Annotated in this window: 20 protein-coding genes; 8 read left to right on the top strand and 12 right to left on the bottom strand. The window is 54.6% G+C overall.

Annotated elements, in window-relative coordinates:
• The first annotated feature begins 65 nt into the window (after positions 1-65).
• On the top strand, positions 66-1,040 hold the full coding sequence (locus AC2FGE_RS19670; protein ID WP_496820998.1) for a LysR family transcriptional regulator: 975 nt from the start codon (positions 66-68) through the stop codon (positions 1,038-1,040).
• Here AC2FGE_RS19670 and AC2FGE_RS19665 read toward each other — a convergent pair.
• Positions 1,002-1,622, bottom strand: a complete 621-nt coding sequence (locus tag AC2FGE_RS19665; protein ID WP_496820997.1) for an alpha/beta hydrolase — start codon at positions 1,620-1,622, stop codon at positions 1,002-1,004. The two genes, AC2FGE_RS19670 and AC2FGE_RS19665, sit on opposite strands and share 39 nt — an antisense overlap.
• Positions 1,623-1,636: 14 nt before the next feature.
• Positions 1,637-2,572, bottom strand: coding sequence for a VOC family protein (locus AC2FGE_RS19660; RefSeq protein ID WP_496820996.1), 936 nt, complete (start codon positions 2,570-2,572; stop codon positions 1,637-1,639).
• A 113-nt stretch (positions 2,573-2,685) separates the two neighbouring features.
• On the opposite strand from AC2FGE_RS19660, the gene AC2FGE_RS19655 reads away from it, so the two are divergent.
• Entirely contained in the window at positions 2,686-3,597 is a 912-nt protein-coding gene (locus tag AC2FGE_RS19655; protein WP_496820995.1) for a LysR family transcriptional regulator, read from the top strand.
• A gap of 359 nt (positions 3,598-3,956) precedes the next feature.
• On the opposite strand, the gene AC2FGE_RS19650 is transcribed toward AC2FGE_RS19655, so the two are convergent.
• Positions 3,957-4,190: a hypothetical protein gene (locus AC2FGE_RS19650; RefSeq protein WP_496820993.1), complete on the bottom strand. Its 234-nt coding sequence runs from the start codon at positions 4,188-4,190 to the stop codon at positions 3,957-3,959.
• 62 nt (positions 4,191-4,252) lie between these two features.
• Between AC2FGE_RS19650 and AC2FGE_RS19645 the strand changes: the two genes are divergently transcribed.
• The gene (locus AC2FGE_RS19645) at positions 4,253-4,675 is read left to right on the top strand and encodes a transposase (protein WP_496820992.1); all 423 of its coding nucleotides are present in this window, start codon (positions 4,253-4,255) and stop codon (positions 4,673-4,675) included.
• Positions 4,676-5,131: 456 nt separating this feature from the next.
• On the opposite strand, the gene AC2FGE_RS19640 is transcribed toward AC2FGE_RS19645, so the two are convergent.
• The 6 genes from AC2FGE_RS19640 to AC2FGE_RS19615 form a co-directional block, all read right to left on the bottom strand.
• A complete protein-coding gene (locus AC2FGE_RS19640; RefSeq protein WP_496820991.1) occupies positions 5,132-5,569 on the bottom strand; it encodes a GFA family protein in 438 nt (145 codons plus the stop codon).
• Entirely contained in the window at positions 5,562-6,011 is a 450-nt protein-coding gene (locus AC2FGE_RS19635) for a MarR family winged helix-turn-helix transcriptional regulator (RefSeq protein ID WP_496820990.1), read from the bottom strand. Before AC2FGE_RS19635 ends, AC2FGE_RS19640 begins: the two co-directional genes overlap by 8 nt.
• Positions 6,012-6,085: 74 nt before the next feature.
• Positions 6,086-6,643, bottom strand: a complete 558-nt coding sequence (locus AC2FGE_RS19630) for a LysE family translocator (RefSeq protein WP_496820989.1) — start codon at positions 6,641-6,643, stop codon at positions 6,086-6,088.
• A 44-nt stretch (positions 6,644-6,687) separates the two neighbouring features.
• Positions 6,688-7,086 carry a RidA family protein gene (locus AC2FGE_RS19625; RefSeq protein WP_496820988.1) on the bottom strand — a complete coding sequence of 133 codons (399 nt, stop codon included), beginning with the start codon at positions 7,084-7,086 and terminating at the stop codon, positions 6,688-6,690.
• A gap of 88 nt (positions 7,087-7,174) precedes the next feature.
• Positions 7,175-7,573 carry a nuclear transport factor 2 family protein gene (locus AC2FGE_RS19620; protein ID WP_496820987.1) on the bottom strand — a complete coding sequence of 133 codons (399 nt, stop codon included), beginning with the start codon at positions 7,571-7,573 and terminating at the stop codon, positions 7,175-7,177.
• The gene (locus AC2FGE_RS19615) at positions 7,570-8,409 is read right to left on the bottom strand and encodes a PhzF family phenazine biosynthesis protein (protein WP_496820986.1); all 840 of its coding nucleotides are present in this window, start codon (positions 8,407-8,409) and stop codon (positions 7,570-7,572) included. Before AC2FGE_RS19615 ends, AC2FGE_RS19620 begins: the two co-directional genes overlap by 4 nt.
• Before the next feature lie 123 nt (positions 8,410-8,532).
• Here AC2FGE_RS19615 and AC2FGE_RS19610 point away from each other — a divergent pair, with 123 nt between their 5' ends.
• The gene (locus AC2FGE_RS19610) at positions 8,533-8,979 is read left to right on the top strand and encodes an Lrp/AsnC family transcriptional regulator (protein ID WP_496820985.1); all 447 of its coding nucleotides are present in this window, start codon (positions 8,533-8,535) and stop codon (positions 8,977-8,979) included.
• Between the two features lie 13 nt (positions 8,980-8,992).
• Here the strand turns inward: AC2FGE_RS19610 and AC2FGE_RS19605 are convergent, their stop codons facing one another.
• Positions 8,993-9,892 (bottom strand): LysR substrate-binding domain-containing protein, encoded by a 900-nt coding sequence (locus AC2FGE_RS19605; RefSeq protein ID WP_496820984.1) that lies wholly within the window; start codon positions 9,890-9,892, stop codon positions 8,993-8,995.
• Between the two features lie 284 nt (positions 9,893-10,176).
• Here AC2FGE_RS19605 and AC2FGE_RS19600 point away from each other — a divergent pair, with 284 nt between their 5' ends.
• Together AC2FGE_RS19600 and AC2FGE_RS19595 are read left to right on the top strand one after the other, a co-directional pair.
• Positions 10,177-11,022 carry a GNAT family N-acetyltransferase gene (locus AC2FGE_RS19600; protein ID WP_496820983.1) on the top strand — a complete coding sequence of 282 codons (846 nt, stop codon included), beginning with the start codon at positions 10,177-10,179 and terminating at the stop codon, positions 11,020-11,022.
• Between the two features lie 5 nt (positions 11,023-11,027).
• Positions 11,028-11,624, top strand: a complete 597-nt coding sequence (locus AC2FGE_RS19595; protein WP_496820981.1) for an NUDIX domain-containing protein — start codon at positions 11,028-11,030, stop codon at positions 11,622-11,624.
• 196 nt (positions 11,625-11,820) lie between these two features.
• Here AC2FGE_RS19595 and AC2FGE_RS19590 read toward each other — a convergent pair whose 3' ends face one another.
• Entirely contained in the window at positions 11,821-12,738 is a 918-nt protein-coding gene (locus tag AC2FGE_RS19590) for a LysR substrate-binding domain-containing protein (RefSeq protein ID WP_496820980.1), read from the bottom strand.
• A 51-nt stretch (positions 12,739-12,789) separates the two neighbouring features.
• Here AC2FGE_RS19590 and AC2FGE_RS19585 point away from each other — a divergent pair, with 51 nt between their 5' ends.
• Positions 12,790-13,704: an NAD(P)-dependent oxidoreductase gene (locus tag AC2FGE_RS19585; protein ID WP_496820979.1), complete on the top strand. Its 915-nt coding sequence runs from the start codon at positions 12,790-12,792 to the stop codon at positions 13,702-13,704.
• Positions 13,705-13,968: 264 nt separating this feature from the next.
• On the opposite strand, the gene AC2FGE_RS19580 is transcribed toward AC2FGE_RS19585, so the two are convergent.
• Complete coding sequence (locus AC2FGE_RS19580) at positions 13,969-15,702, bottom strand: winged helix-turn-helix domain-containing protein (RefSeq protein ID WP_496820978.1); 1,734 nt, start codon at positions 15,700-15,702, stop codon at positions 13,969-13,971.
• On the opposite strand from AC2FGE_RS19580, the gene AC2FGE_RS19575 reads away from it, so the two are divergent.
• Positions 15,701-16,963, top strand: a complete 1,263-nt coding sequence (locus tag AC2FGE_RS19575) for a tetratricopeptide repeat protein (protein ID WP_496820977.1) — start codon at positions 15,701-15,703, stop codon at positions 16,961-16,963. The two genes, AC2FGE_RS19580 and AC2FGE_RS19575, sit on opposite strands and share 2 nt — an antisense overlap.
• The last annotated feature ends 127 nt before the right edge of the window (positions 16,964-17,090 follow it).

Below are 17,090 nucleotides of genomic sequence, written 5' to 3'. Positions count from 1 at the left end.
ACCTCGACAAAGCAGAAGTTCTGCGAGTATGAATTAGCCTGACTAAACTATAGGCTTGGACTAAGATGCCGCTGTCCCGATTGCCTTCCTTGCTGAGTTTGCGCGCCTTTGAGGCCGCGGCGCGGCGCGGGTCGATCAAGGAAGCGGCCTATGAGCTTTCGGTCACCCCGGGCGCAGTCAGCCAACAAATCAAAGCGCTCGAGGCGGACCTTGGGATACCCTTGTTTGTGCGCAAGACCCGCGCGATCCATCTGACACCGGAAGGGCAGCGCTTGCAGCCAACGATCAGCGAAGCGTTCTTGCAGATCCGTCAGGTGGTCGATGAGGTCCGACCCAAGAAGACACCCAAACTGCGCATCAGTTCCAGCAATGCGCTGATCAGCAAGTGGCTTTTGCCAAGGCTGCACAAGTTCACCAAGGACCACCCCGACGTTCAGGTCCACATTGAATCCGAAAACCCGTCGGACCACAAAACTCACGCGACGGCGGATATAGAAATTCGATACACAAGCGAACCGCCTGAGGACCGTTATACAGAGTTGCTTCACCGCGAGTTGATGCTGGTAGTCGCCAGCCCAGGCGTGCTTGACTCTTTCGGCATAGAGTCTCCGGCCGACATCAAGGCCGCGAAGGTTCTGTACGATACAACGCCGATGCTGGACGGGTCGGTTCCCAGTTGGGTTCTTTGGAGCCAACACGCCGGGCTTCCGAATGCGGTTGATCCGTCGAAAGCCATGCGGTTCGAAAGACCACCGGGTGGCCAGATTGTTGACGCTGCGATCGCGGGCGCGGGTGCCGCGCTCTGCGGCTCGCTGCTGGTGTATTCCGCGCTTTCGGACGGACGACTGGTTTGCCCGTTCGGTCCGGTGGTGGAAACCGGGTTCAGCTATTTCATATGTTGCCACCCGGGCCGGGAACGTGAAGAGCATATTCATGAGTTCATGTCCTGGGCGCGCAAAGAAGCCGCCGTCCTATCTACGTTGAATGCGATGCGTGAACCTTCAGCCGGAGCCGACATCCCCGTTGAAGTGGGCGGCTAAAGCCGTCAGTTCAGAGTTTCGCAACTCGTGTCCGCCTTCATGGACGTCCGAAGTGACCTCAGCACCATGTTCAGAAAGCCAACTGATAAGGCGTTCCGTCATTGGCCATGGCGTGATTGGGTCGCGTCGTCCGGCGGTCACCAGAACCTTCCGCCCCACCAGCTTAGGATGTGCGTTCGGCTCCCACGTGACCATCGGATGCAAAAGGCCAACCCGCTCGAACAGGTCCGGGCGTTTGAGAAAGACCGCCGCCAGGATGTTTGCCCCGTTCGAATAGCCGAAGCCATAGACCGGATGACCGGGATGCGATGCGCGATGGGCTTCGATGAACGCAATCATCTTGTCCGTCGCGCGGGCAAGGTCCTCCATGTCATACACTCCCTCAGCCGTGCGGCGGAAGAACCGCGCAGCCCCCATTTCAGAGACATCGCCGCGCGGTGAGGCTACTCCGGCGCCAGCAACAAGCTGGCTAGCCAGTTCGAAAAGCTGGTGCTCATCCCCTCCGGTGCCATGAAAGGCAAAGACCAGCGGACGGGCAGCCTGTGGCGCCGTTACGAGCGCCGTGTAGAGATCTTTGGACATTTCAACCTCCAGCGTCAGGATTCGAGTGAGGGCAGAAGCCCCTCAATCTTGCTGCGATGTGGCTCGTAACGCGTGGGCAGCTTGAGCGCCTCGCCCAGATGGGCCGTGTCTTCGTCGCGGTCAAAACCGGGCTCGTTTGTGGCGATCTCGAACAACACCCCACCTGGCGTGCGGAAATAGATTGCCCAGAAATAGTCGCGGTCGATAACCGGCGTGACTTGATAGCCTGTATCCACTAAGGCCTGCCGAACACGCAGTTGCGCGGCTCGGTCCTCGACGGCGAAAGCGATATGATGAACGGACCCAGCGCCCTGACCAGCGGACGGAGTACCTGTTGGTAACTGCTGCAGATCAATCATGTCCGCAGCATTGCCCCCTTCGATCACATAGCGAGTGACCTCACCTTCGGTTTCAGCCTTCTGGTATCCCATGAAGGTCAGCAGTTCACCCGTCGCATCAACATCCTTCAGAGCGAACCGAGCGCCCCGGAACCCAAGGATCCCGGCCTCATCGGGAACACCGCCCTGCGTCCAGGCTGTTCGACCGCGCGCATCAGACTCGACGAATGCAAAGCTATCGCCATCGGGGCCGTCAAAGGACAGACGCTTTTCTCCGAAGACCGTACCTTCGGCCAGCCCAGTCACACCCTTAGATGCAAGACGTTGTTTCCAGAATTCGACACCACCTGTGGGGATGGCAAACTCCGTCACACCTACCTCGCCTGCACCTCTGCGTCCCTTTGGCATCTGACCAAAAGGAAAATAGGTCATGACTGAGCCCGGTGTTCCAACCTCGTCCCCGTAATAGAGGTGATACACCTCAGGCGCATCGAAATTGACCGTCTTTTTCACCCGGCGCATGCCAAGGGTGTTGGTGAAGAAAGCGTTGTTGGTGCTGGCGTCCGCAGCCATCGACGTGACGTGGTGCAGCCCTTTGATATCCTTGATCATGTTGCTCTCCTTGGCGAGTGTTCAACTTGGATCAAAGATGGCGCGTATATTATTTAAGTTAATAGACATGTTTGTTGGTTTATTATTGACTAATTTGCAATTATCAATCGGATATGATTGAGCTGAAACCCATCCGCGTTCTGCGCGCCGTATCTGACTTGAAAAGCTTCTCACTTGCTGCCCGGGACTTGCGCATCGCTCCGGCATCTGTGACGCGCATCATTGCGCAGCTTGAAGTGGATCTGGGCACCCAGCTTCTGGTCCGAACAACGCGGCAAGTTTCGCTGACCAGTGCGGGCGCAACCGTCCTTGCACGCTACCGGCCGTTGCTGGAAGGGTTTGAAGAGGTTACCCATAGTCTTCTAAGGGCCAACCAACCCGACAAGGGCCACCTTAGACTGACCGCACCTGTTTCGCTGGGTGTCGCTTTGCTGCCGGAAGTTATCTCGGGGTTTCGTCTCGCCTATCCGAATATTTCAGTAGAGATCAACTTCACCGATACCCTGCTCGATGTGATCGAAGAAAATTGCGACCTCGCTGTACGTGTGTCCGGGCCGCCGACAGATAAATCAACAATTTGGCGCAAGCTGTGCGAAGTCCCACGGCACATGATCGCCGCACCATCCCTGTTTGAACGCATTCCCGAGCCAAATCATCCGGGTGAGTTAAACCCAAAGGTTCTGATGTCTTATAGCGCCCAAGGCAGCGCTGAAACTTGGGAGCTCGCGCATGCTGGTGGCAACAGGGTCGTGCAGGCAGGTGAGAAAATTATCTCCAACAATGGTGATTTCCTGTACGCGCTTGCCGTTGCTGGAGACGGCATATGCGTCCTGCCGGATTTCATCACCGGCAATGGATTAAAATCCGGGGAAGTGAAACTCATCCTCCCAGGCTGGAGCGTTACGTCCCTATGGCTTACACTGTATTACCCACCCTACGAACAACTCCCACCAATCGTCAGCACGTTTGCCGAGTACTTTGAAACCTTTGTGCAAGATCATCCGAACTTGGAAACGACGGTTTAAAGCCATTTAACTTGCAAATTTAATTGAAAACTTCTCTTTACGGTAGCTAGATATCATTTGGTCTTAATCGACTTTCTCACAAGCATTGGGTGTTCGACTAGATCAAGCCGAACCGCGAACATATCATGTTACAGCAGCTTTGCGTTCATCGTGTTCTAAATTCTGCATCGCTCGCGCAGATCCAACTCTGTTTGGGCCAATTTCCGTCCTCTTTGCTTTTCAGCAAGTGAGGGCATTTGTCGCAAGCTTGTTTAAGATGTGCCCTTGCTTGCTTGGCACAACTTGTAATTTCAATTATGTGAAATCTGCACATCCACACCCTCAAACATTGCAAAGAAGGGTGCCGCCGCCGGCCTGGTTCACAGATATCTGATCCACAGGGCTTGATCGTCTGAATCTCCGACCACTTCGGTGATTTCAGCTGGGTTGAGGCCAAATTCCGCAACCAGATCTTCGACCTGAATCGATCGGAAGCTTTCGAGGCTTCGTACAAGTCGGCCTTCTTCAAATGCGATCAACTCGTGAGATCTGCCGGACCAACGGACGATCCCGCCGCAGAGCGTCCGGTGTTCCTTATCAACCAGTTCTGCCACGGGATCGGCAAAGAAATCGCTCCATTCGAGAAATCCAGTGCTGACTGCGCGCGTATTCCAAGATGATCGAGCAACATGCCCTGCTGAACGCAGATGCGCGCAGGTTGATGCGCATGCCAGGGATCGGGCCGATCACGGCCTCAGCGATTGTCGCCACGATCGGCGATGCGCATCAGTTCCGGACCGGGCGCGATCTGGCCGCCTGGCTGGGCCTCACCCCGCTCAACAAGTCGAGCGGCGACAAGGAGAAACTGGGTAAGATCACCAAGCAGGGTGATCGCTACATTCGAAAGCTGCTGGTTGTGGGTATGACATCGCGCGCGGTCATGGCAAAACGGTCGCCAGAGAAAGTCGATCTCTGGACAGCCAAGATCATTGCCGACAAACCGTTTCGGCTGGCAACAGTCGCGATGGCAAACAAGGCAGCGCGTTCCATCTGGGCGATGCTGACAAAGAAACAGGAATACCGGCAGCCGGCGTTCTGACCGCGCAGACTGCCTACAAGATGCAAGACGTTGAAGTGATGATGCGGAAGTAAGTCAACCAAGAGCAGGGACACTCCGGGAATGTCTCCGGCCCTCTGAGGTCGATAAGCCGATTGTAACCTCGCTCGCGGAATTCATCAGGGCCAGTGGAGGCAATGCCAAAACATAAACAGGCCGGACAGACGACAGTACTGACGAAACGACCGCGAAAATCGACAAAAAACTCTTGCAATGCAGGAGCCACCCACAGAAGACATCCGGCAGCATGTCGCGATGCTGCGGACGCAGTCCGCTTTTCGGACATTCGCTGCACACGCAAAATCAATGGGTATTCAAATTCATGCGTTGGGGTCGATCCTAACCATCAGTCGTCTTTCGGAACTGGTGAACGACTCACGGCATAAAAAACCTTCGAATTCACTCCTCCACCATTAGAAAAATGAAGGAGCCGAATTCTTACGGACCAGTCGACAACTCCGTAACGCAGGGCATCTTGGAATGTTGCGGTAAATTCGGGTCGGGACGGTGCCAGGGTTGAGCTGAAGACACCCATAAGCTGCCTTGGCTTTGATATGCCGATGGATCCTTTAACGTTCCGACTTTGATTGCTTTGTATTCTGGCGCTGCATTATTCCAGGATATGACGTGCACTCCGCAATCCGGACAAAACTGCCGAAACACATCGTTTCCGCTGTCGACGTTGCGCCTGAATGTCGATGGTGTGCCTTGTACAATGGTCACCGCTGATGCAGGAAACATCATTCCATGGGCCTCCGCACCACCAGATGTTTTTTGACAGTCACGGCAATAGCAAGCGCCCGATATGATTGGAGCAGCATCTACGCGGTATTTAACGGCACCACAAAGGCACTCTCCCTCCAAAACTTCAGTCATCCTTCGTCTCCTTTTCGGCAAACCCTTCAATTATCACTTCTGTGACGCGCATTGCGGTCGCGATATCTTCGGGGGACAAGCAATCTGAAACACGCGCGATGTTGACCGCCTCGCGTGCCAAAACAGTTTCGATCAATTCAGCCCCAATTGGTGACAGTACCAAGAGCTTTGAGCGGCGATGCGCAGTGTTTTGGCGGCGCTCGACAAACCCCTTTTCAATCAGCGCATTCGCAGTCTTCTGAACAAACTGCCGCGGAGCGATTAGTCGGTCAGCAATCCGTGGAACAGACAGTGGTCCATGATCATGGAGTCTCTCCAGCACTGCCCGTTCCGTAACAGTCAGCCCGGTACCATCCAATTCACGTGCAACAGCGTTTTCCAGAACCTTGTAGAGCGGGCGGACAAGCCGAATGAAGTTGTAGAGATCTGTCGGGTCACTCATAATGACACTATTGATGTCATAATGACATCCATGATGTCAATAAAGATTGCAGCTTGATCTGGCAGGCAACATATTCAAACCCATAACTGCAGGATTGAAGCGGATAGCAGGACGGCCATAGTTCCGTTGAACAAATGCCAATGCCAATCGGCGCTCAGCGCGCGCGCAGCCAGGCTGCCAGCCAGCGCCCATAAGGTCAGCGACAGATATGCCGAAAAAGCGAACACAAGGGCCAATAGGCCACCCAACAGCAAGGGGCCGCTGGCCAGCTTGGTAAACGACGAGGCAACACCCAAAGCCATAGCCCAGGCTTTCGGATTTATCATGAGAAGCATGACGCCGCCCACAAGACTTATTGGGGTTTCCTCATCAGACTGCATTGGCGAAGGTGGACCTGCCAGCCCAATTCTGGCGGCAAGCCAAACCAGATACATGGAACCGACGGCCTTTACGCTCAATTCCAGGACAGGTGCTGTTTGAAGTGTCTTGGCCAGACCGGCCCCGGAAATTCCAACCAACCCGGCAAGCGCAAGCGCCATACCAAGGATCAGCGGAACACTGCGCCCATATCCAAACCGAGCTCCGGATGCGGTGGCGAGCGTGGTCGCACCACCCGGAGAGGCAGTGGCCACCAAAGCAAACATAACAAGTGCCCATATCTGATCAGGCATAGCGTTTACCGCGCGGCGGTTACTTCGATCTCAACAAGAAGATCGGGTGCCGCCAAACCTGCCACAACCAATGTGGTGACCGCAGGGGCGTGCCCTTTGTTCCAACGAGCCTGACGAGCTTTGGACAGCGCCGGCAGGTATTTTGCTTCGGTCACATAGTAGGTGACACGCAAAATGTCAGCGGTGCCCAGCCCAGCATCGGCAAGCAGAGCTTCGACATTATTCATCGCCTGATAACACTGTTGTTCGAACCCTTCACGGGTCTCGCCATCGGGTGAAACACCAATCTGTCCGGACAGACAAATCAGTGTCTTTGGTGCCGAAATCTGAGTGCCATGTACATAAATGCCCTGATACTGCTCTGGCACAGCACGCAATGTGTTTGGGGCCAATCGAGTGATCATTTTTTGCTCCGTTTCCAAGTCGCCGTTTAAGCCACAGTCGGTTAGACTGGGTTTGCTGTGAGGACCAACAAAATGAGATTGCCCGACATCAGCCTGTTTTTTCGCTGTGTCCGCTTTGGTCGACGATGCTGACCACCAGTCCGCCCGCGATGCGAAATGCCGACGCACCACGAAACTGCAAATTCTGTCCGGCTTTCCATCCGTTGGGCAGATCGACTGCAACCACGGCAGAATAGTCGACTTCGATCAACGTGGAATCTACGACCGATATGACGTTCACGATCTTTTGGTGGCGGCTCGCAAAGGCCTGAACGCTGAGACTTGCCAGTTCTGCAAATGCCTGTTTGCCAGAGGTTTCAGCCGTGACGTCCCCACCGGAGATGTTACAAAATGTGACGTCGTCCGAAAGGCAAGCCAACATGGCCGCCACATCCATCCGATTGTAGGCATCGATATAAGTTTGGATGATGCCGGGCAGGTTGTTCATAGGATATCACGCGTCCTGCCCGAGACCTTTACCGATGCGCCTTTCGTATTGTCCAACGTGACTTTGATTAGGGACGGGCTACCCATGTCTTCACCCTGGCGAATGGTGAAGCTGCCGCCATGCGGCCATTGGCTGTCGCGCAGGTAACCGGCAAAGGCGGCGGCGGCAGCACCAGTCGCAGGATCCTCTAACACACCGCCCGAGGCGAACGCGTTGCGCACCACAAAGGATTGATTTTCTTCGATATACACCAACATCACTGTCACCAGATCATGTTTGCGCATCACCGTGCGGCCCTCGTCCAGATCATAATCCATCGCCGCAAGCCGCGCGCGGTCTTTCAGAGGCAGCACGATGTGGTTGGCACCACCGTGAATATGCGCCGGCGGCAGTCGAGGATCGAGATCCTCTGACGTCAGATCAAAAAGCGCCAGCACATCCCCAGCCTCGCCCTCGGTCATAGAACGACTTTTGGTAAGCGGCGATGAAAGGGTGGCGAAAATACCTTCTTTCGTGGCAGCGACGTCCACAGTAATTGTGGCTTCGTTCAGATCGAGTGTATATGTGCCTTCACCGTTTTGTTCACCCAATGCGGCGCCGAGGGCTATTGTGGCATGGCCGCAAAACGAAACCTCAGATTCCGGTGAGAAGTACCGCACCCTCCAGTTTTTGCCCCCATCATCTTGCGCAACGGCAAAAGCAGTCTCTGAATACCCGACGTCGGACGCGACGCGCGCCATCTCGTCCTCGCTGACCGCGTTCTGCAGAAGCACAACCCCTGCCGGGTTGCCGCCCTCTGATCCTTGGCTGAACGCCGCTATTCGTTGAATGTTCATGGGAAACTCCTGTCTATCGTTGTCAGAATCCTAAGGGGAATGGCGTTCGATTGTCCCAACCCTACCGATGGTAGTTTTCTGAAACTTCTTTCGCATCGATGCCCTTTTGGGTAGTCTTCCTTCATGTCGAAAGAATTGGATCAAACAGACCGCCAAATTGTGGAGATCCTCGAATCTGATGGCCGTGCGCGCCTGTCCGAAATTGGTAAGGCGGTCGACCTCACTGGTCCGGCTGTCGGTGAACGTCTGCGCAGCCTGCAACACCATGGCTTCATTGCCGGGTTTGGCGCGCAGATAGACCTACGCCGCTTTGGCTACACAATTCAGGCTCTTGTCCGGATCAAACCACGCAGCGGGCAATTGCACATCGTTGAGAAGATGATCGAGGAACAACCCCGTTTTTCGTCCTGTGACCGGGTTACCGGCGACGATTGTTATGTCGCCCGTTTGCTGTTGAAAGATGTGGCAGAGTTGGACGAGATTCTTCTGCCTTTTCATGACAGGGCGGAAACGAATACTTCGATCGTAAAATCATTCGTCTTTGAACCCAGGCTGCCGCCTTTGGACTAGGCGGGCGATCTGTTCAGATACGCCAGTCCTGCGTTTCTATGTCCAACCATTTCCTGAATGTTCTGATTTTCTGCGAATGTCGGTGACTTTCGGGAAAAACCAGCCAGTACCCTGATCCATCCTCGCATGTCAGATCGAACGGCTGTATCAGCCGCCCGGTTTTCAATTCATCCTGGAAAAAAGCGGGGGTCAGCATGGCGACACCCTGCCCGGCAATCGCGGCGCTGGCTTCCAATACCTGGGGACCAAAATGTTGCCGGACTTCGCCGGTCAGATCAGTGCCCTCTAAACCTGCGGCTGCCGTCCAACGGTTCCACCACGGGTCCGCGGGCGAGAGGATATGCAGCCGCAAAAGATCCTCAGGTGTGTGGACGCCCCCAATCGTGGCGGCCAAATCCGGGCTGAGCATCGGGGTAAAACGAGTTGGGATCAAAAGATGACTTGCCAACCCGCGCCAGTTTCCCTGACCGCCGCGTACAGCCACGTCAAAACCGCTGGCTGAAAAATCAACTAGGCTTTCGCTGACTTCGACTCGAACCGCGATGTTCGGGTTTTCCATCTGAAACCCGCCCAGCTTTCGCGCCAGAAAGTTGGTGGCGAAAGTCGGGATGACACTGATCGCCAAGGTCTGTTGCGAAACGCCCTTAGCTTCGGCAAAGGCATCGCTCAGGATATTGAGGGCTTCGGTGGCTTTCTCAGCAAATACATCTCCGATTTCTGACAGTGACACACCGCGGGCTTCACGTATGAAAAGCGGCGCGCCAACCCGTTCCTCGAGAATCTTGATCTGATAGCTGACGGCCGCTTGGGTCATCCCAAGCTTGTCTGCCGCTAGCGTGAAATTTTTGCACCGCGCGGCCTCTTCAAAGACCCGGATCGCAGCCAGCGGAGGCAAGGTTGTTCGATCAACCATAAATATTCCTTATGCCCATGCATCAATATAGATTGGTTCATCTCATATTTATCTGCGCTGATCAGCATAACCCATCAGCTCAACAAATGGGAGAGTGATATGCCCACTCCGCCGTTGTTTAAACGATTTCTGGCTTTGTTCCATGTTAACTTCCTGCTCTCTCCAAGACGGAGACCCCAGCCAGAAGACATTCAATATTGGTCAAGTCATATGAAGAAAGACATCGGGATGGACTTCGCTGATCCCCCGCAGCGCCCGTTATACTAATGTAGCCAAAGTTGGTGATGATGAACGCGATAATCAAAACAGCCGAGCATGTCTCAGATGATGTCCTGCGCGATGCGATGAACAGGGCATTTTCGGATTACGCGGTGCCGATGGAACTATCGGACCGGGAGTTTGGCCTTATGATGCGGCAGCGCGGCTTGAGCCGCAAAGCCTCTCGCATTGCAATCGTCGGAGGAGATATTGCGGCTATCTGGTTGATGTCTGTTCGCCGCAACCATGCTTACCTGATCTCAAGTGGAACACGCCCCGAGTTCAGGCGTCAGGGGCTGGCTCGTCAACTCGCCGAAGACTGTTTGGTTGACCTAAGAAACGAACGCATTACCAACTTCCAAACCGAAGTTCTGACAGGCAACCAAAAAGCTATCGATCTTTATTCTGCCTTGGGAATGACAATTAAGCGACGACTAGAGTGCTCTGAACTGCCGCCTTTGCCGGGATCACCCGAACATGATGTGCAGCAAACGTCCTGGGCAGAAATCGAAGGCAAGGCGCAAGCGTTGGCAGAGGTGCTGCCATCTTGGCAAAACAGTTCCGATGCAATTGCGGCGGTTGCCAGTGATGTGAAATGTTGGACCGTATCAGACACCCGCGGTTTGGCGGGTTATGTCGTTGCAATCCCCGGAACGCGAACAGTTGCCCAGATTGGGGTCCGAAAAGACCGTCGTCGCGAGGGAATTGCCCAGTCACTGATTGCAGCATGCCACCCAGGTGACAAGTTGCGTTTGCTAAATGTTGATGGCAGGTCGGATGATTTCCACGCGTTTCTTCAAGCAATAGGCGCTGAACCTACGGTATCGCAGTTCGAATTGAGCCTGCGCATCACCGACGCAATTGAAAGGTAAAACGGATGTTTCGGCTGATCTCAAGTGAAGTTTTAGCGGACAATTGGGGGATTCTGACAAAATACGAATTCGAACTGCGTCGCCGAAACGGCGAATGGCAGCGTCAGACGCGTGAAACTTACGACCGGGGCAATGGCGCGACCTGCCTGTTGTTTAATCCCGAAACGACTTGTGTGCTGTTGACCCGTCAGTTCAGGCTGCCGGTATTTCTGAATGGCGGTATCGAGGCCTTGATCGAGACCCCCGCGGGGCTGCTGGAAGGATCGGATGCCGATGGTCGGATGCGCGCCGAATTGCTCGAAGAGACCGGGTTTCAAACGCCAACGCTGACGCATTTGTTCGACATCTATATGAGCCCTGGTTCCGTCACTGAGTATATTTCCTTTTTCAAAGGATCGTATTCATCATCGGATCAGGTTGCCGTCGGCGGCGGCAAGCTGGAAGAAGGAGAGGACATTGAAGTCTTGGAAGTGCCTCTTGCCGACGCGATGAAAATGATTGAAAGCGGCGAAATTCGTGACGCGAAGACGATCATCCTGCTACAGCACCTGATGATAGAAGTCCTCCAGAACGAACCCTCAAATGATGGTACTGCTATCTAGGCAATACCTTGGTGGTACAAGCCCAGAAGATGACATTTTTGCTAATCTCAAGGACGGCCCAAACCCGACAATCATCCGTTCAAATATCCGGTTTTCTGACTTCCTGGAAACGGACGTTCATCGAAAGCGCAGCATTATCGGGTCGTTATCTTGCAAGTTCATACCCCATTTAACCCTAGCCGGTGCTCTTTACCGCCTAAAGCAAGTGAGCGGGCGTCCATCGGAACAGGCTTTTCTCATATTCGGTGATTGATTTCGAAAGCCACTGCATGAACAGCTTTGCCGCTGGTCGAGCCGGACCAGGCAACGTGACAAGATAATAGCCGATCTGCGGTATTGGATCATCAAACAGCGCCACGAGTTGTCCTGACTTCAATTCGTCAGAGATAAAGGCAGGAACCGTCGCTCCGATACCGTCACCTCGGCGGATGCCATCCAGCAGCATGTTGCCGGGCATGCGGACAACTCTCCGTTCGGCGTCGGGCGCAATTCCGACCTTTTCCAACCACAAGTCAAACTCGACTGACGCTTGTTCCTGAAGAAGCGTGAAATCGAGCAACTCAATCGGGTCGCTCAGCACTCGGTTGCCTATCAGTTCGCTCGAAGCGACAACTGTCAGACAACCGGGAAGCAGTATCTGCGAGACAAGCCCTGGCCAGCGACCTGTTCCATATCGGATGGCCATATCAATTCCACCCGGCTTGAGGTCGACAGCTTGGATCGTTGAATCGATCCTCAACTCGATATTGGGAAATTCGTCAATGAACGTCGACAGACGCGGCATGAGGAACGCGCTTGAAAACATCGGAGTCGCGCTAACCACCAACGGTTGAACCGACTCTGCACTCGACACGCTCTCAGTCACGGAGGCCATTTCAGCGAAGGCTTCAAGCAGGCCAGCTGACAGGAATTCGCCTTGCGATGTCAGAGAAATGCCATGTCGGGTACGAGTAATAAGCCGGGTGCCCAGATGTTGTTCGAGCCCGCGGATTTGCTGGCTGACTGCGGAATGGGTCACGTTCAGTGCCTCTGCCGCCCGGGTCAGATTTCGCAACTCGGCAGCGGCGGCGAAGGCTCTGAGAGATGTCAAAGAGGGAAGCGTGCGCCAATCCATAAGTTAGATCATCTAACAATATAGAAGAATTTACAACTATGTGATCCCCCAATGCCGGCGCATGCTGGTGCAGGAATTCATTGGCAGACAGAGGAGGCAAACACTATGAAACTTGCTGTATTGGGAATGGGCAATATGGGTTCAGCGCTGGCGCATTGCCTGCTCAAGGCAGGCCACGATGTCGGCGTTTGGAACCGCACGTCGGAAAAGGCAGCGGTTTTCGCTGAGGCTGGAGCCACGATCTGCTCTTCACCGGATGATGCCGTTGCGACGTCTGATTTTGTCATCATCTGTATCAAGAGCCACAAGGAGACTGTTGAACTGGTCAGCGGGCTGAGCGTTTCGCTGAAGGATAAGACCATCTGCGACATGAGCACGGGTGATACTTCGGATGCCGACAGACTGGTCGCCATACTGGAGAAACAGGGGACCAGTTACATGCTGGGCATGATCAACGCCTACCCATCCGGCATTGGCGGCGCCGAAACCACAATCCTCACAGTGGGCAGTGCCGGAACCTGGGACCGTTATGGCGGCATCATCAGAGAATTGGGTGGAAAGTCCGCGCATGTTGGAGAGAAACCAGCAGCACTTGCCGCGCTCTTTGCCGGCCTGTTCACGGTTCGGCAGGGGTTCATGTTTGGAATGATCTACGGTGCACTTGTCTGCCAGAGCGCGGGCATCCCGATGCAGGTTTATGTCGACCAACTCCCTGCAACGATCAAATTGGTCAATGACTACCATGATCTCTTTGCCAGAACTGTTCCGGTCGAAGATTACGACAGTGCCGAAGCCTCGTTGAAAGTCTACGCATTGGCGCAGGAGGATGCGTTGAAGACTTACCTTTCTCTAAATGCTCCGGCCGACTTTATTCAGTTGATACATGACCGTACAAAGGCGGCATGGGATGACGGTCACGGCGAAAAACAACTGACCTCGCTGGTTCAGCATATGGCAGGCGCGTGATGTTGTAGTGCAACGGCCGGCCCAAAGGCGACATCCATCCCACTCAGCATAGCTGCGTTGCAGCTTCCCTAAAGCGGACCTCTAGAGCGCCCCATCAGATTTGGGCCATTGTTTTGTTTGAGCGTCGGAGGGCACCCCAATTCAGACTTTCGCAACTAGGTCATGCGAATCTCGATCATATGACCAAACCGACGTCTGCTCATGCACCAAATGCCGAAGATGCACTTTGCAGCTCGCGCCAATTCCAATTTTGCGTCGCGACCACTAGTCGGGAAGACCAAGCGCGATCGCAGCCTCTTCAGTTAGGGCACGAAATTCGGTGTGACTACTAGGAACCAGAGCCTTTGCCTTTGCTTTGCTGAACCCCGGGTTTCGGCGCTTTGTTTCTTTTAACCACCGCGACACACCATCATTATTGCCAACCAAACGGTTTGTCATCGCCGCAAACATCGCGTGGCCCGCATGCGCACCAGGAGTCAGCGCGGTTTGCTGTGCCCACTGAACGGCAGCATCATAGTCCTTCCCGGCAAGCGCGATCCACATCTTATTGCAGAGCATGCCGCCTCGAAGCGGGTCAAGCGGGCTAAGTGCAATGGCAAGGTCGGTCATTTCGTTTCCACCTGCGTAGTCCGATGTGAAAACCTTTGCCCAACTGGAAGCGTAACGGCCAAATGCGTAATTTGGACTTTCAAGGACCGCCCGGTCAAACCACGGCTTACTCGCTTCTGTATCTCCTGTCAGCCATAGGCTTCTGCCCATCACAACATTCGAAAACGGGTCACGCGGTTGAAGTAGAACACTTTCTTCGGCGCTGCGCCTGGCAGCCAGTCGGTCCGCGGCGAGGTCGGACGAATACCCCAGAAACACGCGTTGAAAAGTGGTGAAGGAAACTCCAGCGTGCGCGCGTGCCAATGTTGGTTCCAGTGTTACAGCACGTTCGAACATCTTTCGGGCTATTTCTGTATCTGACTTGTTGAACCGATACATATGACGAATTCCCAGATGCAAAGATGACCATGCATCCAGGTTTTCTGCATCATCCACTTCCAGAAGTCGCGCCTCGTGTTCGGGAAGCTCAAATTCAGAGATATTGAGCACGGCCCCGGCTATTTCGGTTCGCAAACGTTGCACCTCGTCAATCGGGGCTTCTTTTCGAATTGCCCAGACGACCTCACTGGTACGGGTATCGGCCATTTCTACATCCACATAGAGACGGCCAGCCAACGCCTCCACCATTCCCGAGATGCAGTACTGTGCACCCAGTAGAGACTTTACGTCTTCAAACTCAATCGTCTGTCCTCGGAACCTGAATGACGATCCGTGTGCAATGACACGTAACCAACGCACACTAGAAAGCGATCTGATCAATTCGCGCGGGACTGCATCCGCCAGTGATCTTCCGATCTCCAGGTCGCCGATCGCCGAAAACGGCAATACCGCGATACATGGTGGCGCCCCGACTGTTTTCTGCTCGGCTGTTTCAGACGCTTCCAGTGCCGTGGCACTTTCTACCGATACCAATTTGGCGGGTGCCACAAAGCGAAACCCTTGCCCGCGCAACGTACGAACGTATTTCTGAGCGCTCCCATCATCGCCCAATGCCTGACGTAGCGATTTTACGCGGCCGAGGATGGTCCAGTCCGAAACCACGCGTCCAAACCATACGCGTTGGACAATCTCATCCTTGGAAACCACCCGATGGCGATTTTCAAGCAAAAGAACTAACAGATCAAAGACTTGCGGCTCAAGCGCGGCAGCGGTCGCACCATGGCGAAGCTCGCGGGTGTCAGTGTCTAACGTAAAGGCATCAAACTCGTATCGCATTCTCGTACTGCTCCCTCGGTCTTGCCATTTTATCCCAAGTGAAGTCTCAAATACAGATTTCCAATGATCTCCCAAAAATCTCCCAGTTGGCTTCAAGCAGAGCAGGCGGCGGCGCGGTAGAGCCATCGCATTCGGGCAATCCGCCCAGTCAAAAAAGAGTTTGGAGAATGACATGTCCCATCAAGAAACGAGATTGTCCGGAAACTGGCCTGCTGCGGGCTCAAAAGAAGTCGCCGCAGACTATTTCAACGCCGCCATGCGCGCGTTCAACATCTACAGGGGCGATCCCGTGGCGCTGGTCGACCAGGCGATTGAGGCCGCTCCGGACTTTGCGATGCCGTATATTCTGAAAGCCTATCTGTTCGGATTGGCAACCGAGCCTGATGCCGCGGTCGAGGCACGGAACATTTTGGCGACAGTCCGCCCACTTGCCAAATCCGACCTGGAACGATCGCATGTCGATGCCCTGAATGCGCTTCTTGCCAACAATTGGACAGAAGCTGCCGTCAAGCTGGATCGTCACAACATGTCGTTTCCACACGACATTCTGGGCCTGCAAGCTGGACACCTGATGGACTTTTACCGCGCCAATGCGCGCGACATGCGGGACCGAATTGCGCGGGTCCTACCGAAGTGGTCGGAAGACCAGCCGGGCTATTCCATCCTCTTGGGCATGTACTCCTTTGGGCTGGAAGAGACTGGTGATTATGGCCGTGCTGAAGCCGTCGGTCGGGAAGCGATTGAACGCGATCCCTTAGACTGCTGGGCGCAGCACGCTGTCGCGCATGTGCTGGAAATGCAGGGGCGTGCTGAGGACGGCATCGAATGGATGGCGTCGCGCGAACTGAATTGGTCGGGTGATGACAACTTCTTTAAAGTCCACAACTGGTGGCACAAGGCGCTTTATCACCTCGACCTTGGTCAGGCCAATGAGGCGATCAAGCTGTACGATGCGCGGATCCGCGAAGGAAAAAGCGACGTGGCACTGGATTTGGTCGATGCCTCGGCCTTGCTGTGGCGCTTGCATCTGGAAGATCACGACATTTCCGACCGCTGGGCCGATGTTGCAGCGTGCTGGGACAACCACGCCGATGGCAAGCTGTACCCGTTCAATGATTGGCACGCAGCCATGGCCTATCTGGGATCCGGTCGCGATGAAGAGGTCGATCGTATCGTTGATCAATATCGCAATGCACCCGCCGGTGGCGGCGAGACATCGCGGTGGGCCGCAGCAACAGGGCTGCCCTTGATCGAAGGGTTCCGGGCATTTTGGCAGAGCCGCTACGAAGATGCGACCGAAGCGCTTCATGGTGCGCGGTTTATCGCGAACTCGTTTGGCGGCAGTCACGCGCAACGCGACATCATCGATTGGACGTTGACCGGGTTCTGTCGCAAACTCCGTCCCCACCTGTCAGATCCAAACCAGTTCTGGTAACGCATGCTGGAAAATGACAGGAGCAAACCGTGGCGATTTCATTTAAGGGCGCGCATTTTCCGAAAGACGTGATTTTGCACGCGGTTTTCTTCTACCTACGCTACGGTGTGTCTTACCGGGATTTGGA

This window comes from Ruegeria sp. YTSA075 (assembly GCF_059610245.1).
The sequence above is the reverse complement of the archived record's forward strand: the minus strand, read 5'-3'. Positions and strand labels throughout refer to the sequence as shown.